Here is a 23297-nt window from a genome sequence, read left to right as displayed (position 1 = left end):
CTAATTGAATAGCTTGCAATGATGTAAGTTAATTTTTACAGGGGAGTTTGAACATATGGAGAATATCCATCTTCTTCCGCATTGGGAAGGTGAGAAAAAAATCACTTCTTTTCTTAATGAATAAATTCATCATAATGGTGCCACTTTAAATGAAGATTAAAATGACAAAAAAATTTATCAATCTGAGCAAGTTAGTTTGCTTATTTATAGTAAGCATGTATACTTCAATATGAAGTCAGTAACAAAAACTTGGAAAGATGGTGGATTTCAATGAAAATTAATATCAAAGAACAGGCAGCCAATTATCTAGCGGACAAGATTCCGGCCGGCAAACACGTTTTTCTTGCTTTGGATGACGGTTCAAGCAAGTTCTCTAAGCTTGGCGGTTCCTGTGCAATCGGTAATAAATTTCAATTTGTAGTTGCGGATGAGGGTGACGACGAGTATCAGATTCCTTTGGAAAATAACGCCGAACTTAACTTAACAACTGCTGAACCCGAAACCACATTTCTAGGTAATGGACTGGCACTTGACTATAAGAACGCCACACTCAGATTGTCTGACGATAGCGGCGTGCTAGATGGGGCTGTCACTGTAGAAAATTATCAAGCACCTACTCAAGATAAGGCCGCTGCTAAAAAAGAAATGACTGAACTAGGCGGTAAAATCTGCTAAGCACCTTAGTCGTGTTCTAGCCCCAAATTTTAAATGATGCCACCTAAAGTCACAACGGTGGTTTGACCATCCTAATCAAAAAGGTGAGCGCCAAGTAACATACTTGGGACTCACCTTTTTTGTCTTTACTGACCATAGGTTTGTTCAAAATCAGCCACTGCGCCCCGCAAATTTGCCTGGTCGGTATATTTACACGCCACAACATCCGGTTTTATAGAAGCAATCTTCACCTGTTTACGGATTGCTTCGATATTTTTCTCAATATTCGGGATTAAATCCGGGTTATTAGAAACCGCGCCCCCCAAAACAATTTTTTCAGGATCAAAACTGTACTGCAGATTGTAAGCTGCTTTGGCCAGCGCCCAGTACATCGTTTGCACTTCATTTTGTGCTGCTGCATCGCCCTGCTTGGCGAGATCAAAGACTTCTTTTCCTGTCTTTTGCGTACCCAGCTTTTGATTGTACCTTTGCGCAACTCTAACGGCGGTCCCCAGCTCACTCAAGGTATTGGTATCACTAGAGAGCGCATACCCAAATTCACCGCCGAAAAGGTGAGCACCATGCCAAATCTTATGATTGAGAATGACCGAACCGCCAACACCCGTTCCAACAACCAAAAAAATGAGGCTTTCGGCACCTTTGCCAGCGCCATCGGCTAACTCCGCTAAGGCTGCACAATTAGCATCATTTTCAATACTAACTTTTAGATCAAATCGTGTTTCTAATTCTGGTTGAATTTTAAAATTATGAATGTATGGTAAGGCACTGGCGCCCTCAATCACACCAGTTTTCTTGTTAACCGCACCTGGTGAACTGATCCCTACTCCTTTAATCTGATGGGCAGCCTTCATTTTGCGCACTTCATCGGTCAACACGGTGTAAAATTCATCTAACGTTGCGGGGGTTTTACGACTGGTATGATCTACCAACTGTTGACCATCCCACACAGCAAATTTAATGGTCGTTCCACCAACATCAATGACACCAATATTATTCATCAATACTCACTTCTATCTTTATAAAATGTAATCGGATACATTTTTATTATACAACGAATCGCAGCCCTTTCGTGTGCCATTCTTTGGTTTGAATATAAAAAAAACACTGTTCGGCAAGTTTTAGGCTTCGTTCATCACCCACCCTAAAAATGCGTTCCAGTGTTTTGGTTTCAAATTATATTAGTTTTCGTCGTTATACTTTGATGCACGGCTTTGATATGTTCCCTTTTGCGTGTTAATATCGAGGACTTCGCCTTCTTTAATAAAATCAGGCACCGTGACTACCAGTCCGGTTTCCATGGTTGCAGACTTACCAGATCCCGCAACGGTAGCTCCCTTAATTGAAGGTTCAGTTTCAGCAACCTTTAATTGGACCGTATTTGGTAGCGTAACTCCGATCACTTCGGAATTGAAGTAATCAATTTTAACATTCATATTTTCCAACATGAATTTCATTTCATTTTGAATCGTTGCCGTTGGGATCTCATACTGTTCATAAGTTTCCATGTCCATAAATACAGCAACATCGCCTTGTGTATAAAGGTACTGCGCATCTTTCGTTTCGACAATGGCTTGTTCAACTTTTTCTTCGGGACGCATCGTCTTTTCAACAGTCGCACCTGAACGCAAATCATATAATTTCATCCGCATAACCGTATTACCCTTGCCTGGCTTATGATGCTCTGCGGACAGCACTTTAATTAATTTGCCGTTTTGTTCAAATGTCATACCTGCTTTAAGATTTATTGCTTCAATCATGTTTTTTCTCCTTGTGTTCCTTTAGAATTTAACTGCTGCTAACCTTATTTATAAAAAACGCTCCAGGTCCAGGACTCATACGGCCGACTTCCCTTCGTTTTAGTCTCCAATTACTAGTTTAACACTAAACACAACCCTTAAGCTATCCCCCAAAGTCGCCGGTGCAGGGTGCATTTGTACATTCCTTTTAAATCCGCTAAGATAAAAAGCAAACGTATCTAGATGCTAGACCCTTTAAAATAATTAGTTAAAGGAGTTTTTTATGAAACATATATGGCAAAAAATTATTATCGGCTTGTTATTTTTCTTCCTGGTTATCGGTGGAATTGCTTATCATGAACGTCACAATATTCGCCGTTTCTTTTTAGTTAATCAAGTCCATCGAAGCGCACACATTCTCACAACTGCACAAATTAAACTTAATTTAAAACCAGCCTTATCCACTAAAAACACGACCACTACCAATCAGTTAAGTGCCACTTATCGACGAAAGTTAGCTAATCTTTCCGTAGGGATTACACATGCCAAAGTAATTGTGAATCCCTATAAAACGAGTCCACTAACTGGATTGATTTTAGTAAAAACAAGCCAGGCAACTCAAGTGACCATGCGGGTTTTAGGCGATAGTCCTCAAACAACGATTACAAAAAAGATCCCTGGGTACACGAAGCAGCATCAAGTTGGGATCCTTGGTCTGTATGCCAATCGCACAAATCACGTACAACTAACCTTTACCACAAAATCCGGTACAAAAATCACAAAAACATATTTTCTGCGAACAGGGAAAGCCTCTGCACGTATTGGCACTAACACTGTTAAAACGAGTCATCCCACCCAAATGGCTTTAGGGACAGGAAATACCAAACTTACTTTTGCCGTCAGCAGTCAAGGTATTACTTACGGCCTAGATGCACAAGGTAAAGTGCGCTGGTACAGCACCAATTATATTTCTCACGTCTTTAAGCAGCTGGCAAATGGGCACTTGCTAATTTTAACGAAGATTAATCCTAACGACCATCATTACAATGCGCTTCAAGAAACGGATTATTACGGTCGGGTTTATCGTCAATACAATTTCAACGGATTGTTTCCGTCAAAAACTAATCACAAAAAGTTAGTTACTAATACCGTTATCCACCATGACGCTATTGAGTTACCCGATCATAATTTGCTGCTGACTGTCAGTGATGGCGGTGCTGATTATGTTGAGGACACCATGATCGAACTTGATCGGCAGACAGGTAAAATTAAAAAAGTAATTGATTTAAAACGGATTTTACCTAAATCTGCCTATACAAAATATCATGGGACTACGCGTTCTGACGGGAAACTGGACTGGTTTCACCAAAATTCTATGTATTATGATAAACGGACCGGAACCCTCATCGTTTCTGGACGCAATCAAGACATGATTTTTGCAATTAACTGTAAAACGACCAAGCTTAAGTGGATTTTAGCAGCTAACCAAAAGCTGCCTACGCGTTATCAGAAGTACCTCTTAAAGCCGACCACAAAGCACTACAAGTTCAACGCAGGTCAGCATGCTGTCATGTTATTGCAGCCAGATAAAGCAAAGAAAAACCAGCTCCAGTTACAATACTATGATAATAACGTGGTGGTTACGCGTGGTAATCAGTCTGTTTCCAAAAAGTATTCAGCGGGAACAATTGTGTCGATTAATCAGTTGAAAAAGACCGTTACAAAAACTTGGAGTTACGGTAAATCACGCGGCACCTACGATTTCACAAATATTGTCGGCAGCAGCTATGCCGTGGGTAAAGGAAATACACTCATTAACTTTGGGTATGCTGATAGTGGCAAACGCAGTGAGTTTGTCGAAGTCAATCGTAAAACCAAATATGTTGTCTTCGATGTTAATCGCACCAACTTTCCAAGCTGGGATTGGACCTATCGGGCTCAGCGTATGTCACTCTTTCCTAAACATACGCATTTTTCTTTAAAAAACATCAACCAATAACCGATTAAAAAAGAGACCTGTGAATTACGAAAATTGGCAGGTCTCTTTTAGGCTGACGCTATGATCGTTCAAATTCAACAAAATTAAATTGAAAGGAAAATCCTTATTACAAGCAATAAAATTTCAAATTTAATGAATTTTCTTTTTGCTACTCTTCAAATAAACTTTCCCCATTAGTTTGAATAACTTTTTGGTACCAGTAAAATGAGTCTTTGCGTACTCTTTTACCTGTTCCTTGATTAAAATCATCTAAATCCACGTAAATAAATCCATATCGCTTAACCATTTGAGAAGTTGAAGCACTAACAATATCAATTGGCGCCCAAGAAGTATAGCCCATTACTTCAACACCAGCTGAAATTGCTGAATTAATTTGCTTAAAATGATCCGCAAAATATTGAATTCGATAAGCATCATGAACTTCGCCATTCTCAACCGTGTCTTTAGCACCCAAGCCATTCTCAACAATAAAAAGTGGCTTGTGATAACGATCATACAAATCTAGTAAGGCATATTTCAAACCCACCGGATCCACTTGCCACCCCCATTCAGAGGTTTGCAAATATGGATTTTTAACTCCAGTTGTTAAATTTCCACCCACTTTTTCGCGCTTATCTGCATTGATTGACTGGACCATGGACATGTAATAACTGAAAGAAATGAAGTCAACTGGATACTGTTTTAAAATCTCCTCATCACCTTGTGCGAAAGAGACTTGCAAGTCATGGTCCTTAAAATATTTCTTTATAAATCTTGGGTATTCGCCATTTGCCTGAACATCCGTAAAAAAGTGGTTCTGTCTGTTATCTTCATACGCTAACATCACATCTTCAGGATTGCAGGTCTCTGGATACGTTACTGTTTCCGTGACCATACAACCGATTTGACTTCCCGGAATGATTTCATGGCACTGTTTAACAGCTACCGCACTTGCTACAAACTGATGATGTAAAGCTTGATAAATTGCCTGTTCAGCATCATGCTTATTCGCATATTTCTCTTCAACAACACCGACCGTTGTAAATGGATGCCTGAAGACGCTATCGATTTCGTTAAAGGTGAGCCAGTATTTGACGTACGGTGCAAAGTTTTCAAAACAAACTTTGGTAAATCGATTAAAGAATCCGACTACTTCACGAGAAACCCAACCATCATAATGATTAACCAAATATAAGGGCATCTCGTAATGCGACAATGTAACCAGTGGTTCAATCTTAAGTACTCTCATTTTTTTGAATAAATTAACGTAATAGGCAATCCCTGCAGCATTCGGCTGTTCTTCCGTCCCATTGGGAAATAAACGTGTCCAAGCAATAGAAACCCGTAAAACTTTAAAGCCCATTTCTGCAAACAGAGATAAATCTTCCGGATATTTATGATAAAAGTCAATGCCGTGACGTTTGGGATAATAAATGACGTCATCCGTTTTCATAGCTTCGTCAATATCAGCCTGCGTTGTTCGCCACTGAGCGACATAATCAGTAATATCAACATCCGGTTTGAATTTGGCCACATCGGCAACTGACATGCCTTTACCATCAACATTCCAAGCTCCCTCAGCCTGATTTGCCGCAATGGCGCCGCCCCACATAAAGTTCTTTGGAAAAACCGATTTTTGTTTTGATTTCATTTTTATCCCTCTTCCTCAAATAGGCTGGCACCATTAGTTTGAATAATTTTCTGATACTCATAAAAACTGTCCTTTTTCATTCTCCGTAATGTGCCCTCTCCAGCATTGTTTTTATCAACATACACAAATCCATAACGTTTACGCATTTCACCAGTTCCAGCAGAAACAATATCTAGTGGTCCCCACCATGTATAACCAATAATATTGCAGCCATCTTGTAAAGCTTCATGTACTTCAATTAGATGTGCTTTTAAATAGGCAATCCGTTCTTGATCGTGAATTTTGCCGTCGATAATTTTATCTTCATCACCATAACCATTTTCAACTATAAATAATGGTTTATCGTAGCGATCTTGCAGTAAATTACATAAGTAACGTAAACCAATAGGGTCAATCGGCCATCCCCATTTAGAAATCTTTAAATATGGGTTTGGCTTCCCAAGCAATCCACCAGTTCCCCCGGCCGTGTTAACACCCGTTTCGTAAACTGAACTGCGATAATAGCTAAATCCCAAATAGTCGGAGGGAAAAGCTTTAATATCTGCAAGCTCATTCTCGGTGATGTCTAGTGTTAAATGATTCTCTGTTATCATTCTTTTAAAATAGCTTGGATATTTACCGCGTAACTGAACATCTGCGAAGAACAAGCTTCTGCGTTGTAACTGGTAGGTTCCTAAGACATCTTCGGGTTTAGTCGTTCCAGCGTAAATAACAGCTCCACTTAACGATAGCATCACTCCCATATGCGCCTTAGGCATTATTTGGTGTGCCAATTTATTAGCTCGTGCATTTGCCACAAACATATTGTGGCTAGCCTGATATATTTGCGATAGCCGTTCAGCTTTGTTGCCACTTAGAAGAACACCTGCTGCCGCATAGGGAATTGTACGAACATTATTAATTTCATTAAAAGTCATCCAGTAATTAACCAAATGACCTAGTCGTTTGAATATGGCCTTGCAATAACGTAAATATAAACTGATTAATTTTTTCGAAGTCCAACCGTTATATTTAGTAACTAAATTTAATGGTGTTTCATAGTGTGAAATTGTGACAACCGGTTCCATTCCCAATCTTTTCATGGTTGAGAACATTTCTTCATAATATGCTAGTCCTGCTTCACTTGGCTTTTCCTCCTCACCCGTTGGAAAAATCCGAGACCAGGCAATTGAAGTTCGAAAACATTTAAAACCCATTTCGTGCATAAGCTCTAAATCATCTTTATATCGATGGTAAAAATCAATTGCCTCATGACTGGGATAATATGCATTTTCTTCAATTTTCGTGTGAATCTCTTTAGCCATAATTCCGTGTGTTAATGTATCACTAATATCCGGTCCCTTACCAGCAACATTCCACGCACCTTCGGCTTGATTAGCAGCAATCGCGCCACCCCATAAAAAGCCATCTCCAAAATCTACCATTTATATTCCTCCTAGTCCTACACCATCAATGTTAGAGCCTTATTACCATGCTGAATTTCACTGGTTTCATCTGTAAAATTATTGATGACATCCAGGTAGCTATTTGTGTTTGTAACAATTACAATTACCGTTGTGTCATATCCAGCCGCTTTCATCTGTTCGTTTTCAAAAGTCAGTAACCGATCGCCAATCGAAATTTGATCACCAACTTTAACATATTCTTCAAAACCTTTTCCTTGCAGATTTACCGTGTTGATACCAATGTGGATCAATACCTCCGCACCTTCACTTGTTTTAATTCCAATTGCGTGGTGCGTTGGGAACAACATCGAAATTTTACCATCAACTGGTGCATAAACTGTATTATCCGCTGGAACAACAGCAAAGCCACGACCTAATACACCACTCGAAAAAGTTTTATCATTAACTTGTGTAAGAGCTTCAATTTTCCCATTTACAGGACTTACTAAAGTTTCATTAGCAATTAGTGGCTCGTTCTCCATTCGAATGCCGTCAGTAGTACTTGGCTTATCAACTGTTTGATCTTGAACAGCATTTACTTGTCCAAATAGAATCGTTAGGATACAAGCCATTCCCATGGCAACAAAGTAACCAATTACATAACCGGCAAAACCATGCCCCATATAAACGGGCAATGTCAACACGCTACGAGTAGCAACCGCTAATGCAGCCGAACCAGAAGCACCGGCAATTCCACCACCAATTGCGCCGCTGATCACACCAATGATAAACGGCCGTTTCAACTTAAGGTTAACCCCATAGACAGCGGGTTCTGTAATGCCAAAAAGTCCTGATATAAAGGCAGAAAGTGAGAGACCTTTCATCTTTAACTGTCGGGTACGCAAAAACACACCTAGTGCGGCACCTGTTTGAGCAGCAACAGCTGGTCCAACCATGGCACCTAATGTGTCTCGCTTGAAAGCAGAAATATTATTCAACATAACCGGAACAAATCCCCAGTGAAGGCCGAAAATTACGAGTACCTGCCATGCAGCACCCATGACGACACCAGAAATCAAGGGACTCAAATTGTAGATCCAGAGATAGCCTTGTGCTAAACCATCACTTGCATAGGTTGCCACAGGCCCAACCACCAGAAGCGTCAGTGGAACCATAATGATTAAGCACAAGAACGGTGTTAATAGATTACGAATGCTTTCATGTAGTTTGCTCTCTAGAAAGTGTTGTAATTTTGACATTACCCAAACCGCCAAAATTGCTGGTATAACCGTACTACTGTATTTAGCTAGGATAATAGGAATTCCGGCAAAAGTTAGCTTTGTTCCTGCAGTATACGCTGTCACTAAATCGGGATATATAAGTGCTCCAGCTAACGCCATAGCCAAATACTGATTAGCTTTAAATTTACGCGCTGCCGAAACAGCTAAAATGATTGGTAAGAAATAAAACATACTATCTGCAGCAGCATTAAGGACTAAATATGTTCCAGATTTTGCATTCATTCCTAATGCAACCGCAACTGCTAACAGACCTTTTAAAACACCAGAACCGGCTAACAAACCCAAGATTGGTGTGAAAATACCAGAGATGAGATCAACAAACTTATCAAATAAACTACCTTTTTCTTCTTGAGTAGTTGTATTTTCTGCACTGCGATTTCCTAAATGCGTCATTTCCATAATGGCATCGTAAACATAACTTACATTATTCCCAATCACCACTTGAAATTGACCACCACTTTCCACAACTGTTAAAACACCATCAAAGTTTTCGATCGCAGATTTATCAGCTTTCTTTCGATCTTTTAGTTTAAACCGTAATCGTGTTGCACAATGAACAAGATCACTAACGTTTGTCTCCCCACCAACTTTGACCAAAATATTAGTTCCTAATTCTTTGAAATCCATTCAAATCCCTCCTAAAATAAAAAACTCGAAACGAAGAAACTCAGTCTTGAGAATTCATTCGTTTCGAGTTTTGCCTACTTAAAGTAACAATTTCGATATTTTTCAGTTGTTATAGTAATCAGGTGGTACTGTGTAAAAGTAAGCGATGAACATGTACTAAGAAATACAGTTTGTCAGAAATACTCATTTCATAGTGATATTCCTTAATTAAAAACTCAGTTATCTTAGTCACAGTAGCCGAAGCATCATTATATTTCACTCTTATAATCTCGTACAAATCCTCATCGCCTTTATCTGTAACTTTGATACCCTGTAGCACTCGTTGTGCAAAAAATTTAACATGTGTAATAAAACGAAAACTATTCATATCATCCGAACTAATCTGTAAATGAAGATTAAAACTCACAATATCAATGATGGCATGCATCAGATCGGTCAATGCTGTAACATCGTACTCAGAGTTTACATTTAAAGTTGCATCGACAAAGTGAAAAGTTAAAAAACCAGCTTCATTTTCGTCCAACTTGACATGCAAGGTTTCATTAATCATTTCCACTGCTCGTTGGGCAACTCTGAATTCATTTGGATAGAACTGATGTAAATCCCACAAAAAAGCATTACTTAGATTTTGTTTTTTCTGATAGCGATAAACCACGAAGTGAATGTGATCAGCCAAAGAAACATAGACGGAATCATTCAAAGGCTTTTTCAGTTCTTTTTGAGCCATGCTAATTATCTTTGTAGTTAATAAAAGTTCATCTGCTGTGACTTCATTGACAATATGCTTGAACTTCGCAAACATCCCTTTGTCCTCTAAATAAAATCGTTTTTGTACTTTTTGTTCATCAATCTCCTGCCCAACTTGTGCCTTGAAACCCACTCCTTTCCCAAAAAGAACAAGTTCGTCACCTTGTTTATCAATACTAGTAATCACGTTATTATTAATGATAGATTTAATAAACAATACCGGTGCACCCCCATCAAAAAAACCTCAATGCAAAGAGAACTTCCCATCTGCATTAAGGTTTTGCCTACTTAAAGTTACAATCCATAATTATTTTCAATTGTTTGAAGCGCTTTCAACGTAAATTAGTATAGCATAGCATTTTGCTGAAATGCAACACTATTTTCAAAATCTAAAATGTTTTCGCTACTTTTTCTGCTTCTTGGGCAACTAATTCCCGATTGGCAGCCATATCGTCTGGGTCGCGGTGCGAATTGCCTTCACAATAGATACCTTGGTAATCCTTTACACCAACCTGTCCCAACAACATTTTTAAATAGCCGTCCCCCACATCAAGTTTAGCCATGAATTCGTTGTCGGTATGATGATAAGTACCGCCCGAAGATTGAATATGAAGAGCTTTTTTTCCTTGCAGGGTGCCTTTTGGGCCGTGTTCACCTTCCACCCAGGTCTTGGTCGAGACCACCACTAAATCTAAATACATTTTTAAGCGGTTAGGGAGAAACAGATTATACATCGGACTTACAAAAACGTACTTGTCTGCATGAATGAATTGTTCCTGCAACTGTTGTTGGCGGCTTAACAGAATTTGCTCGTTCTCAGATAAATTTTGATAAGTTTCCCCGTTCGTTAATTTTTTCCAGCTATCCAAATTCGTACTATTGATCTCTGGAACACCTTCTTCATAAAGATCATGAAAAATCAGGTTATCTTCAGGGTGCTCTGCTTGATAAGCTTTCACAAATCGATCACCAATCACAACCGAATTTGAAACATCCGTTGTTTTGGGATGGGCCTTAATCACTAAAACAGTACTCATTTCTTCATCTCCAATGGTTTATTTATGCTTATACCATACCACAAAGTTAACAAAATGTTCGCGACACCAAAAAGAGTTTGCATCATAACTGCTTATGTCTGCAAACCCTCTATTGTTTTATTTATTTAAGATAACCATGCCAAACATAACCGTGGACCGTACCGCTTAATGAATGCACATAATAATATTTGTACGTCACACCATTATACTTTTTAACATAAGTTTTTCTTGAAACTACAAAATGCGTATGTGGATAGTTCTTTAGATGATGCAATGTAACAAACTGGAAGTCTTGCGATCCTCCTTGGAATCCATAAACATTGCCCTTTTTATTTTTCACTACATAACGATGCTTATAGTTGACCTTAGTGGTCTTAGTAACTTTATTTGGACATTTCTTCAAATAAGAATGCCAAATCCAAGCCGACTTTTTCCCTGACGTAATATGATAGTAGAGATAAGTCGTTCCATTTGATTTAACCACATCAGCCGCTTTATCAATCTTGTAGTAGCCCTTTAAAGTACTAAGGGAGAATGCTTTTTTAAACGTAAAATTATCATTGGTTCCGTTAAAAGTATAAGCATAGGCTGACTTTTTAGCCACTTTGTAGCGATCAACCGGTTTCTTGGCAGTTTTAGAAACGTAATTATAGGTAATCATCTTCTTAAACGTCAATAGGGATTGCAATGGATAACCGTTTGGATCAAAAAGCGCTTGATTATCATAAGACGACGCCCCCCAATACTCTTCGACGTTATCTTGTTGATCAGCATAACCGGCATCACCATAATATTTAGCGGCATATTCAGTTGCCCAACCAGTCCCATACTTAACACTTTCATCACGGTTATACTGGTAGTTATCCCAGCCAGCTTTAACCGGAATCCACGCTGGCTCCCAGTAAAAGCCGCCCAGAGCACGGCCATTTCCGTTTTGCATGACCGTCTTCCACACATCGCTGATTGCATCTGCTTGTCCCTGAACGGAAATGGCAAATGGTGGATTACTAATGGATCCCACAATATTTGGTTGTCCATCCATATCATCAGTTGTGTACGGATAGCTCATTTCCATAACCGCAAATTTCTTTTTGTAGGTTTGTGTGATAACTTTTTCGGCACCAATCAGTTTACTATCTGGACCATTCCAGTGTGGATAGTAAGTAGCACCCATCACATCGTAATTTACTTTATTATCTTTAAGTTCACCAGCAATTTTTGCGAACGAATCTTTGGATGGTGATTCATAGTGCACAGCTGCCAACGCACCCGGAGCATATTTATGAACTGCATTAACTCCTTGAGCAATAAACTGCATGTACTTGGCTGGATCTGTTTCCTGCATCATGCCTTTAGTTGTCTCATTTCCAACCTGAACCATGCCGATATCAACACCCGCAGCCTTCATGGTCTTCATAACTTTTTCTGTATAGTTATAGACAGCTGTTTTCTTCTGCGCAAAGCTATAATTCTTCCATGCCTTGGGGAGTGCCTGTTTAGCTGGATCAGCCCAAAAATCTGAATACTGTAAATCAATTAGGACTTTCATATGATGTGCCGTAGCATCTTTAGCCGTTTTAACTTCATTAGCTAAAGTCGCATCACCACCACCATATGTGTGTCCTTCGCTATCGTACGGGTCGTTCCAAATGCGCAGCCGCACATAATTAACGCCCGAATCCTCCAAAGTTTGCAAAATATCTTGTTCCTTGCCGTCATAGCCATAAAATTTCACACCGGCATTGAGCTCAGCTTGCAAACTAGAAATATCCACGCCGCGAATTGCGTCCGGTGTGACCCCGTGAACAGGGTTCACCGTTACTTGGTCGTTTTTAACATTTGTTGTACCATCGGCGTTGGCAAACACAGGAGCTGCCGCTGCACTTAGAGATACTAAAATCCCGGCACCAATCATTAATGCCTGGGCAAAAAGTTTACGCCATTTCTTCATATGATTATCTCCCCAGATAATTAATTTGAATGTTCATAAGCTCTAACCTACAAACTCATAATAAGGTTTTCATAAAATAACGTCAAGATTTCTTTGAGCCTAAGCCATTAAAAAAGCCACCCTGAATTTACATTCAAAGTGACCAAGTAAAAGCCTATAAAGGTTGATTATTAGGATGTCCCAACTGACGCACGTGCTCTTCTGCAATCGCCACAATTGTTTTGGCAGTCAGTGCCATGGCTTGCGTTGTGACGAACTCATACGGTCCGTGAAAATTATCTCCACCGTTAAACAGATTGGGGGTTGGAATCCCTTTTTCTGTGATCGCATTTCCATCGGTTCCACCGCGGAATGGTTGTATATCAGGGGTTAGGCCAATTCGCCGATACGCATCTAGTGCTAAGTTAACAATGTAGGGGTTCTTACGAATTTCATCCCCAATATTCGAATACTGTTCCGTAAGTTGTAACGTGACCCGGGGGCTTTCAAAGCGGGCATTAATCTGGGCAACAATTTTCTTTAGTAAGGCTTCTTTTTGATGAAACCGCGGTGTATCAAAGTCACGAATAATCAAGTTTAATTGGGCGTGTGCCACCGTGCCTTTGAAGTGATTAACCAAGATAAAACCATCATGATCGCGGCTTTTTTCCGGGACCTCATCTTTGGGCAATGCACTCACAATTTCATTGGCTAAGGTTACCGCATTTACCATCAATCCGTAGGCATCCCCCGGGTGAACCGCCGTACCTTCTACCTCAATCACGGCTTCAGAAGCATTGAACGTTTCAAACTCCAACTGCCCCGGTTGCCCATTATCTAAGGTGTAGGCAAAGTCTGTTCCAAAGCCCTTGGCATCAAAGCGCTTTGCACCACGACCAATCTCTTCATCAGGACCAAATGCGACCCGAATCGGCCCGTGTTTAACCTCTGGATTTTTGATTAAGAATTCTAATGCCCCAAACAAGGCGGTCACACCAGCTTTATCATCGGCACCTAGTAACGTGGTCCCATCCGTGGTAATGAGTCGCTGTCCCACAAACTTCTTGAGGTTAGGAAATTCGCTCACTTTTAAAACGATTTGTTTGGCTTCATTTAAAACCACATCCTGACCATCATAATTGGGGTGGACCTGTGGATTAACCTGATCTGCCGAAAAATCAGCCGTATCTAAATGGGCGATGAACCCTAAGGCCGTCACTTCTGGGGTGGTATTGCCGGGCAAAGTTGCCGTGACATACCCGTTAGTTTCATCAAACTTAACTTCCTTGACACCCAGTGTGCGCAAATCTTCTGCTACCCGTTTAGCTAGTTCAACTTGCCCTGGTGTGGTTGGCACTGTTTGGCTACGCGGATCCGAGCGGGTATTAACTTTGGCATAATCAATAAACAACTTTTCAATGTAAGCTTGATTAATTTCCGTCATTTCAGCCACTTCCTTATTTTGTAATGTAGGTTGTCTTCCAGTCATAAGGAACACCAGCTGGGTTATAAACAACGTTCTTTACATTTGTCCGTAATAATTGTGATTTGGCAACTTGATACAGCGGAATTGTACCTTGATCCTTCATCAGTACTTTTTCAGCTGCCACCAATTTAGCCCAGCGTTTCTCTGGCTGATTACCATATTTATTCTCGGATTCGTCTAACAGTTTATCAAAAGTTTTACTCTTGTAGCCCGAAGTATTGTAGCTTGAACCCGTTTCATACACGTCCAAGAAGTTAATCGGATCAGCAAATACGGATTGCCAGGTCTGGATTGTGGCTTCATAGTTCTTTGAATTTTGTTTGGAAATCAACTGAACAAATGGAATTGTTGAAAGTGAAACTTTGACATTTGGCAAACGATCCAATTCTGTTTGTAAGAATTCAGCTGTTTGTTTGCTGCTGTCGGTATCCGATGTTAATAACGTCACGTTGATATTTTTAACGCCCGTTTGCTGATAACCCTTCTTCAAAAGTTGTTTAGCTTTCGCTAAGTCTGAGCTCACTGCTGATTTTACATAAGCTTCTTTATCAAAAGATTCACCAGTTTGGGGATTATTACCCATTCCAGCAGGCACAAAACCTTTCAAAGGTACTGAACCGTCTTGTAAAACGCTATTTGTTAACTGCTTACGATTAATAGCTAGTGAGAAAGCTTTTCGAATATTAACGTTTTTAAAAGCTTTAACCTTATTTTGATTCAGTTCCAAACGCGCTGTTGCCGTTGGTAGTCGTTTTACAAAGTTAGTGTTATTCTTGTTATTTTTAACCTGCTGACCGCTTAACAGCGTTTCGTCTGTTTGTTTCGAATTAAACAGGTTGTAGCTCGTTGTGGTACTTTCAGTAACCAGCTCATTGATTTTAGTTAAATGAACCGCCTTTTTATCCCAATACTTATTATTTTTGACGAGGGTCCACTTTTTGCTTTGTCCATTCCAATCAGCTAATTTGTATGGTCCGTTATAAACCGAATACTGCGACTGAGTGCCAAATTTCTTGCCGTACTTGGCGACCACTTTTTGGTTTAAGGGGTAGAATAATGGCCACGCCAGTAATTTCTTGAAGTAAGAAACTGGCTTAGTTAATGTGACGGTCAACTTATACTTACCCGTTGCTTTAATCCCGAGTGTATTGACAGCTTTTTTGCCATTATTAATGGCTTCCGCGTTCTTAACTTGGAAGAAATAAAAAGTATCCTGTGAAGCTGTCTTGGGATTGACCGTTCGTCGCCATGAATAAACAAAGTTTTGCGCCGTGACCGGATCGCCATTTGACCACTGCACGCCTTTACGGAGCGTAAACGTATAGGTTTTACCCCCGTTTGTCACCTTAGTGTGCGTGGCTATAGCGCCCTTTGGAGTGCCTTTACTATTGAGTCGGTAAAGTCCCTCTTGGGTATTCATCAACGTATTAAAACTTAAAGTGTCGGTTGCTTGTGATAGATCGGCGGTAGCTAATTCTGAACTTTCCGTCCAATTTAAAACCTGCTTTTTGGCCAGCTGTGTCCCGCTGCCCGCTTTTGCCTGACTGCCACAACCGCTTAAAATTAGAACACCTAACGCCACGATTACTGATTTAACTTTTCGATTCATTATCAACATCTCCTCCAAAAAAATAAAAAAATCGCCCCTCATTACTGAAGGACGATTTTCGTGTTACCACCTTAATTTATGAAGCATTTGCATACTTCACCTCAATAACTTCTGTCACCAAAAGTTTGAGGCTTTTAACGGACCTCATCACGAATTGCCGGCTTGCACTGGCAACTTACTCCAAGCTCATCTTCGCGCAGATTTTCGCTCCGTGTTTTCACCAAGTCACGGTCTCTAAAAGCTAATGTCTACGGTACTCTTCTTATCACAGTATCTAAATTAAGTTTTTAATACGTTCTTAATCATAACACCGTTTTTTGTGCTGTCAATAAGAAAATCATTAGTTTGTTTTAATTTTGCGGATTCCGTTCAGTTTCTCTATCATCCGAACCTGCACCACTTTCTTCCATAAGAAATAAACTGCGAAGTACCAACAAAAGGAGATATTGCAAGAAACGTAGCACTCGCCAAATGTTTTGCAAACAAAAAAATCAAACGTAATTTCATTTCGTGATTACAAAAAAAGCTTCTGTATGTTCGGTTAAAACACACAGAAATTGACGCCATCGTTATTAAAGTGATATCCGAATTGGTTATGAAAACTTCACCTGCTTTTTAGACATAAATATTTTTATGACGATTAATTATCACACCAGCAAGTGCCAAGCAGATAGCCAAACCAGCTGCCAGTAGCAACACTAGTGTCCACGACTGAATCAAGTTATTCAAGTAACCAAACAACACCGGTCCCACAGCCGCCAGTAAGTACCCTGCTGACTGTGCCATTCCGGATAAATCTGCGGTTTCAAAGCCATTGGTTGTTTTGTTTGTAAAGAAGACTACCGCTAAATTAAACGCAGCTCCCGATCCAAACCCAATTAGTAAATTCATGAGCGTACCCCACCAAATTGCGTGAATTGGCATAAGGAGGCCTAAAATTCCACCCACAAAACCAATAAAAGTAATCCAGACCATACTAGCAACACCGTATTTTTTTAACGACACGGCTGGTACTAAATAGGCGAAAGGAAGCCCGCCCAATTGCAAAACGGTTACCATGTTACTGGATTGGATATTTGTATACCCCTGGCTAAGCAGAATACTAGGCATCCAGGTCAGTAATGAGTAATAAACTAATGCCTGCAATCCAAAGAATAAGGTCACCACCCAGCCCAACGGCATTTTCCAGACACTAGCATGGTTACTTTGTGCTGCCTCCCGACTAAGAGACTTATCCCGCACATTGTACTTTAAATTAGGAAGCCACGTCACCAAATTCACTATACTAATAAGCGAAAGAATCCCCATTACTAAGGCCAGTGGCATATTCTTCACCAAAATTCCTGTAATCCCCGTTCCAAGCGCACCTACAAACAACATTGATAATGTATACTCACTGGTGGCCACGGATATTTTACTAAAAAAATTATCTTTAATGACGGCAGGAATCAAAACATTTCCTGCATCAATACCGATACCCACGAAAAGGGTTCCCAACAGTAGGGCCCAAATCGTCGGAACTATTCGTAAATAACTCCCTAGGGCTAAAATAACCAAAAATACGTATATAACCCATTCGTTACCAAAACGGCGGGCCAACTTGGCAATAATGGGTGAGATAACCGCAAAAGTGATTAAAGGAATGGTCGTGAGCATCCCTGCTAAAGAATTGGGTAAATTCAATGCGCTTTTGAAGCTTTGAATTAATGACGGCATCATGGTAATTGGCAAGCGCATATTTGCTGCAACTAACATCATGCTTAGTGTTAAAAATTGACTATGTTTCTGCATCTCAAATTTCTCTCCTTGCCTTATTTCGATATTCATCGAACTAAAAAGCACAAAAACACTTCGACTATAGTGTCGCTAAAAATCCAGGTAAATATTCCTGAAAGGCCGTTTGATTAATCGACAGGTATTTTTCTTGTGCCACTCGCCGCGTGCGCGTTAAACCAACTAACCGTAACGCCTTAAAGTGATAAGAAACCGTCGACTTGCTAATATTTAATTTCTCGCCAACCTCTCCGCAAGTCATCTCTCGCCGGGCCTGATACAGGACACGGATAATCTTTAGGCGGTTAGGTTCCGCCAACGCCTTGAAAATTTGTGCTAGTTTTTGATCGTGTTGTTCGATATTCATAGAACTAACCCTACTACTAAACTAAAAACATTGCAACTATTTTGAAAACTAATGTCAACATTTGATATCCACCTATGGTCAAAATATAGCTTGCTCACAATGAGTTTGCTCGATTCGAGTGATTTGTTACTATGGGACGAGCCCAGCAACTATATCGATGTTCGTACTATTCAAATGCTGATTGATTTTGTGAAAATTCAATCTAAAACTGTCTTGATCGTTGATCATAATGCTGATTTTCTGAACACATTATCTGATCACGTGATTAGTCTGCAGCCAGTCAGCCTTAATCAATAATTTGCATCTTTGCGCCATCAAAATCATCCCAAAAAAACAGAATGCCCCTTGCTACGCCACTACTAACGCCGATTTCGTTTTCCGGTTAGTAGGATTGATCGCACAACAAAGCTGACATTCTGTTTTTTGCTGTTTAGTTTTAAGCTAAGGTTTCTCCATTGCTGGCAATCACTTGTTTATACCACTCAAAAGAGGCTTTTTTATAGCGGTTGAGCGTTCCGTTGCCTTGGTCATCCAGATCGACGTAAATAAATCCGTAGCGTTTAGACATTTGCCCGGTTGAAGCACTAACTAAATCAATGCAACCCCACGGCGTGTATCCCATCAAATCGACACCATCAGCAATTGCACCCGCCATTGCTTGGATATGTTCGCGTAAATAATCAATTCGATAATCATCTTGAACATGGAACTTATCATCTGGTTTGTCGACCGCTCCCAGCCCGTTTTCAACCACAAATAATGGCTTTTGATAGCGATTGTACAACTCATTTAACGCGATACGTAACCCAATTGGATCAACCTGCCAACCCCATTCGCTGGTTTTTAGAAACGGATTTTTTACCCCACCGATTAAATTGCCAGACGCCTGTTCGCGCTCAGCATCCGCCACATCAATCGTTGAAGACATGTAGTAACTAAACCCAATATAGTCAACGGGATTAGCTTTCAACAAGGCCAAGTCATTTTCGCCAATTTCAAGCTCGTTAAATGAAAAACCATACTTCTGCATGAGCTTGTTCGTATATGCCGGATACTCACCGCGAACCTGAACATCCCCACAGAAGTGATTAAATGCTTGATTTTGCTCCAACGTAGCCAGCTGATTGACTGGATTTGCATCATAAGAATAGGTCGTAGCGTACAGCAACATGCAGCCAATCTGCAATTCTGCGTCCAACTCATGACCGATTTTGACTGCTTTTGCGCCCGCGACAAATTGGTTATGCCAAGCCTGATAAATATTCTTTTTATCACTGGCACCATTGGCGGCAACGAGCCCTTGTCCCATCACTGGAAAGGTGAGCGCACTATTGATTTCGTTAAACGTCATCCAGTATTTTACCTGTTTGTGATACCGGGTCAATACTGTCCGGGCAAACGTTTCATAGAAAGTGATTAACTGGCGATTTTTCCAGCCACCATACTTTTTCACCAAGTTCAAAGGCATCTCATAGTGGGAAATGGTAATGACTGGTTCAATCTGATAGCTGCGACAGGTGGCAATCACCTGGTCGTAAAATTTCAAGCCGGCTTCATTAGGTGTTTTATCGTCACCATTTGGGAAAATACGCGACCAAGCAATTGAGAAACGGTAACATTTAAAGCCCATTTCGGCGAATAACGCAATGTCTTCTTTGAATCGATGGTAGTGATCAATGCCCCGATGATTCGGATACGTGCAGTTGGCTTCGTCAATGGTCCAGTCAAAATTTGGTTCATTTACCAATTTGAAGCGGTCCGGTCCGCCCGGCAAGGCATCTGCAATCGATAGTCCTTTGCCATCTGCTTGATACGCACCTTCCAGCTGATTAGCCGCGGTTGCCCCACCCCATAAAAAGTCTTTTGGAAATTTTTGCATGGTCAAATCCTCCTCGTCTGTTAAATAAGATACAATGCTGTGTCGGCATTACTTACTGTTGTTTTTTCATTAGCTACAATTTCAACAAAATCCGGTGTATTCGTGACAATTACTGGCGTCGTGATATCATAACCAGCTTTCTTAATTGCGCCCAGGTCGACGTCCATCAACAATTGTCCCTTATTCACATGCTCGTGATCAGTCACGTGAGCCGTAAACGGGGCACCCTTTAAATTAACAGTATCCAAACCAATATGGATCAATAACTCGATGCCATCCTCACTCTTCAAACCAATGGCATGTTTTGTCGGAAAAACGGTCATGACTTCACCATCAAACGGCGCATAAATTTTACCCTCTTCAGGAATAATCGCCACACCATCACCCAACATTTTTTTGGCGAACGTCTCGTCAGCGACACTTTCTAAGTTAATCATTTCACCTTTTACCGGACTGTATACCTTTTTAGTCGATTTTGCCCCAGATTCAATGTTTTCAACAGCCTCCGGTTCAACTGCAGGTGCAGAAACAGCCGGTGTTTTAGATTCATCAATTCCAAAAATAAAAGTAAGTACAAACGTCAAAACAAAAGAAACTACCAATACAATAATTGCGTTAATCAGATTACTGCTGTCTGTTTTGCTAACAAATTGGGGTAAAGCAATTAAGGATGGCACCGCAAACGCAAACGCCTTAAGGTTCACAATTCCCATGTACAACCCCGTTAAGCCACCGGAAATCATGGCCGCATACAGCGGTTTTCGATACTTCAAAGTCACTCCATAAAGAGCTGGCTCGGTAACACCAGCAAGCAATGCTGAAATCCCTGCAGCACTTGCGATTTGGCGGGTGTTTTGGTTCTTAGTTTTGACCGCTACGGCAAAACTAGCCGCACTTTGGGCAATATTTGCAGCCAACATGGCCGGTAGAATCAAGCTATCTGGTGAAGCTACTGAAGCAGCTAAGAAAATTGGTGAAAATGCCCAGTGCATCCCGGTCATTACAATCAACGGCATGAATGCAGCCATTAGGGCCATTGCTAACCAGCCGGCTTTGCCTTGGATGAACAAGATAATGGCTGACAACAATTTACCAGCGTACGTTCCAATCGGTCCAATGACAACGAGCGCTAAAGCCCCCGTAATGAAGAGCACTAGCAATGGTTTTAAAATACTTTTCAGAGATGCCGGGCAGACTTTATCCACGCCCATTTCGATGTACTTCATGGCCCAGACCACCATCAAAATCGGAATCACAGATGAAGAATAATTAACCAGCGTGACGGGTAAGTCCATAAAATGAACTGCCTTACCAGCGTTTACCATGGCGATAAAATTAGGATGAATCATTATCCCCGCAATGGTAATGGCCAGCATCGGCGTGACCTTAAAGTACTTAGCAGCTGTGTATGCTAACATGACCGGCAAAAAATAAAATGGGGCATCGCCAAAGATGCTTAAGATTGCGTAAGTCTGCCCTTTCTCGTTCAACCAGCCAATTAGTGGTAACAAGATCAAAATCACTTTGATCATCCCACCACCGATTAAGGCTGGGATCAACGGTGACATACAAGAAGAAATAAAGTTTGCAAACTGGTTAAACAGATTGACCTTCTCTTTCCCGGTAGTTGCGTCTTCTGTTTGTCCTGCATCTCCCGTATCAATTTTCCCCAGTTTTAAAATCTCGGCGTAGTAATTAGCCACATCATTACCAATGATAATCTGATACTGACCGGACTGATGGTTTACCCCCATCACACCGGGGATTGTTTTGACGGCTTCATCATCCACAATCCCTTCATCCTTTAAACGAAACCGCAGCCGCGTCATACAGTGAATCAACGAATTAATGTTTGCTTCACCACCCACAGCTTTAAAAATTTGTTTTGCTGAATTTGTATAGTCCATAATCTTTCCCTTTCTCGATAAAAAAAGACCCAAATAGCTAAATAAGCTATTTAGGTCATGCTCAATTAAGATAACACCCTATAAATTTTTCACAAGCCGGCTAATGTGCACCGTCAAGTATAAAAGTTCCGTACTGCTGATAATGTAATTATATTTTTCCCGAATAAAACTCTGAATTTTTCGCGAACAGGTATATGGTGCCTCATACTTCTTTTCAAGTGTTCGTAATAGGTCCGCATCATCGTCGTCATAATGTTTATTTAACAGCACGCGCTGGGCAAAAAACTTCAGATGCGTAATAAACCGGTAATAGTTGAGCGAACTTTCATCAAATTCCGTTCGATAATAGTTTTTGACAATATCTTCAACTTCCTTAACCATCGTAGTCACACCGTACGCCAGATTTTGCTCCGTCCCAGAATCAGCCTCGGCATTGACAAAATGTAAAGCCACAAAAGCACTTTCGTCATCCTCCAAGGTAATACCTAACTCTTTTTTGACGACCTCAATCAATTTTTGGCCTACCACAAATTCATCCGGATAAAACCGTGCCACATCCCACTTCAAGGGATTCTTTAAAATAATATGGTCACGATAGCGTTGAATAGTAGTGTGCAGGTGATCCGTTAAATTCACGTAAATGATTTCATTTAGCCGTTTTCCCAACTTAATCTTTGCAAAATTAATAATCTTTTCTGCAATCAAGATTTCCGGCAACGGCACATCAATAACCAAATCTGTGAATTTATTCATAGTATCAGGATCCTTAATAATGAAAGTTTTTTCAACTTTCGCCATGTCTATATCCTGGCCTTGCTTTTTGCCAAACGCAATGCCCGGTCCCATTAATAAAATATTCATTCCATCGTGATTTTCAGAGATCGCCGTATTGTTGTTTAAAACGCGTTTTATTTTCACTTAAACCACCTAAAAAGACTTATTCATCATAGCGACGATCATCCCTATAATAAATAAGTCATGCTCAAAATTTTGATAACACCTTAGTTTTATTTGAATTCATTAGCGTCACTCATGCTTACCACTGCGCAATAACATCGTGACAATGCTTTCATGTTACCAGCAAATGTATCCGCTGTCAAACTTTTTTAGTCATATTTTTTCGTATCTATTTTCTTCCTTGATTTTCCTTGTCAGTTTGCTTTCATTTCGCCATTTTGGGGTAAACCAATTCTTAATATTATGGTCAAA

At 40.3% G+C, this 23297-nt stretch carries 18 protein-coding genes and 1 other annotated feature; of the genes, 3 read left to right on the top strand and 15 right to left on the bottom strand.

Features of this window, described 5'->3' with window-relative positions:
* Window positions 1-270 precede the first annotated feature (270 nt).
* Window positions 271-675: an iron-sulfur cluster biosynthesis family protein gene (locus ACLJJ6_RS00385; RefSeq protein ID WP_412989506.1), complete on the top strand. Its 405-nt coding sequence runs from the start codon at window positions 271-273 to the stop codon at window positions 673-675.
* 125 nt (window positions 676-800) lie between these two features.
* On the opposite strand, the gene ACLJJ6_RS00380 is transcribed toward ACLJJ6_RS00385, so the two are convergent.
* Both ACLJJ6_RS00380 and efp read right to left on the bottom strand, forming a co-directional pair.
* Window positions 801-1673: an ROK family protein gene (locus tag ACLJJ6_RS00380; RefSeq protein ID WP_412989505.1), complete on the bottom strand. Its 873-nt coding sequence runs from the start codon at window positions 1671-1673 to the stop codon at window positions 801-803.
* Window positions 1674-1853: 180 nt separating this feature from the next.
* Window positions 1854-2432 carry an elongation factor P gene (efp, locus tag ACLJJ6_RS00375; protein WP_412989504.1) on the bottom strand — a complete coding sequence of 193 codons (579 nt, stop codon included), beginning with the start codon at window positions 2430-2432 and terminating at the stop codon, window positions 1854-1856.
* 262 nt (window positions 2433-2694) lie between these two features.
* Between efp and ACLJJ6_RS00370 the strand changes: the two genes are divergently transcribed.
* Window positions 2695-4410 carry an aryl-sulfate sulfotransferase gene (locus ACLJJ6_RS00370; protein ID WP_412989503.1) on the top strand — a complete coding sequence of 572 codons (1716 nt, stop codon included), beginning with the start codon at window positions 2695-2697 and terminating at the stop codon, window positions 4408-4410.
* A 148-nt stretch (window positions 4411-4558) separates the two neighbouring features.
* On the opposite strand, the gene ACLJJ6_RS00365 is transcribed toward ACLJJ6_RS00370, so the two are convergent.
* The 10 genes from ACLJJ6_RS00365 to ACLJJ6_RS00320 form a co-directional block, all read right to left on the bottom strand.
* Window positions 4559-6040 carry a glycoside hydrolase family 1 protein gene (locus ACLJJ6_RS00365; protein WP_412989502.1) on the bottom strand — a complete coding sequence of 494 codons (1482 nt, stop codon included), beginning with the start codon at window positions 6038-6040 and terminating at the stop codon, window positions 4559-4561.
* Window positions 6041-6042: 2 nt separating this feature from the next.
* Window positions 6043-7464 carry a glycoside hydrolase family 1 protein gene (locus ACLJJ6_RS00360; RefSeq protein WP_412989501.1) on the bottom strand — a complete coding sequence of 474 codons (1422 nt, stop codon included), beginning with the start codon at window positions 7462-7464 and terminating at the stop codon, window positions 6043-6045.
* A gap of 17 nt (window positions 7465-7481) precedes the next feature.
* A complete protein-coding gene (locus ACLJJ6_RS00355; RefSeq protein WP_412989500.1) occupies window positions 7482-9353 on the bottom strand; it encodes a beta-glucoside-specific PTS transporter subunit IIABC in 1872 nt (623 codons plus the stop codon).
* Between the two features lie 118 nt (window positions 9354-9471).
* A complete protein-coding gene (locus tag ACLJJ6_RS00350; RefSeq protein ID WP_412989499.1) occupies window positions 9472-10317 on the bottom strand; it encodes a PRD domain-containing protein in 846 nt (281 codons plus the stop codon).
* A 172-nt stretch (window positions 10318-10489) separates the two neighbouring features.
* On the bottom strand, window positions 10490-11137 hold the full coding sequence (locus ACLJJ6_RS00345; RefSeq protein ID WP_412989498.1) for an FMN-dependent NADH-azoreductase: 648 nt from the start codon (window positions 11135-11137) through the stop codon (window positions 10490-10492).
* A 121-nt stretch (window positions 11138-11258) separates the two neighbouring features.
* Window positions 11259-13088, bottom strand: coding sequence for an arabinogalactan endo-beta-1,4-galactanase (locus tag ACLJJ6_RS00340; RefSeq protein WP_412989497.1), 1830 nt, complete (start codon window positions 13086-13088; stop codon window positions 11259-11261).
* Between the two features lie 154 nt (window positions 13089-13242).
* Complete coding sequence (gene pepT, locus ACLJJ6_RS00335; RefSeq protein WP_412989496.1) at window positions 13243-14511, bottom strand: peptidase T; 1269 nt, start codon at window positions 14509-14511, stop codon at window positions 13243-13245.
* A 13-nt stretch (window positions 14512-14524) separates the two neighbouring features.
* The gene (locus ACLJJ6_RS00330) at window positions 14525-16162 is read right to left on the bottom strand and encodes a peptide ABC transporter substrate-binding protein (protein WP_412989495.1); all 1638 of its coding nucleotides are present in this window, start codon (window positions 16160-16162) and stop codon (window positions 14525-14527) included.
* Between the two features lie 44 nt (window positions 16163-16206).
* Window positions 16207-16440: a binding site (T-box leader), on the bottom strand.
* 337 nt (window positions 16441-16777) lie between these two features.
* Complete coding sequence (locus ACLJJ6_RS00325; RefSeq protein WP_412989494.1) at window positions 16778-17953, bottom strand: CynX/NimT family MFS transporter; 1176 nt, start codon at window positions 17951-17953, stop codon at window positions 16778-16780.
* Window positions 17954-18017: 64 nt separating this feature from the next.
* Window positions 18018-18302, bottom strand: a complete 285-nt coding sequence (locus ACLJJ6_RS00320; protein WP_412989493.1) for an ArsR/SmtB family transcription factor — start codon at window positions 18300-18302, stop codon at window positions 18018-18020.
* 99 nt (window positions 18303-18401) lie between these two features.
* On the opposite strand from ACLJJ6_RS00320, the gene ACLJJ6_RS00315 reads away from it, so the two are divergent.
* On the top strand, window positions 18402-18599 hold the full coding sequence (locus ACLJJ6_RS00315; protein WP_412989492.1) for a hypothetical protein: 198 nt from the start codon (window positions 18402-18404) through the stop codon (window positions 18597-18599).
* 139 nt (window positions 18600-18738) lie between these two features.
* Here ACLJJ6_RS00315 and ACLJJ6_RS00310 read toward each other — a convergent pair whose 3' ends face one another.
* The 3 genes from ACLJJ6_RS00310 to licT all read right to left on the bottom strand — a co-directional run bounded on the left by ACLJJ6_RS00310 (window position 18739) and on the right by licT (window position 23006).
* Window positions 18739-20187, bottom strand: a complete 1449-nt coding sequence (locus ACLJJ6_RS00310) for a glycoside hydrolase family 1 protein (RefSeq protein ID WP_412989491.1) — start codon at window positions 20185-20187, stop codon at window positions 18739-18741.
* A gap of 14 nt (window positions 20188-20201) precedes the next feature.
* On the bottom strand, window positions 20202-22088 hold the full coding sequence (locus ACLJJ6_RS00305) for a beta-glucoside-specific PTS transporter subunit IIABC (protein ID WP_412989490.1): 1887 nt from the start codon (window positions 22086-22088) through the stop codon (window positions 20202-20204).
* Between the two features lie 78 nt (window positions 22089-22166).
* Window positions 22167-23006, bottom strand: coding sequence for a BglG family transcription antiterminator LicT (licT, locus tag ACLJJ6_RS00300; protein WP_412989489.1), 840 nt, complete (start codon window positions 23004-23006; stop codon window positions 22167-22169).
* Window positions 23007-23297 lie beyond the last annotated feature (291 nt).

The sequence above is a fragment of the Pediococcus siamensis genome (genome assembly GCF_047220215.1).
In the GTDB taxonomy this organism is placed as follows: Bacteria; Bacillota; Bacilli; order Lactobacillales; family Lactobacillaceae; genus Pediococcus; species Pediococcus siamensis.
This window is presented reverse-complemented; position numbering and strand designations above follow the sequence as displayed.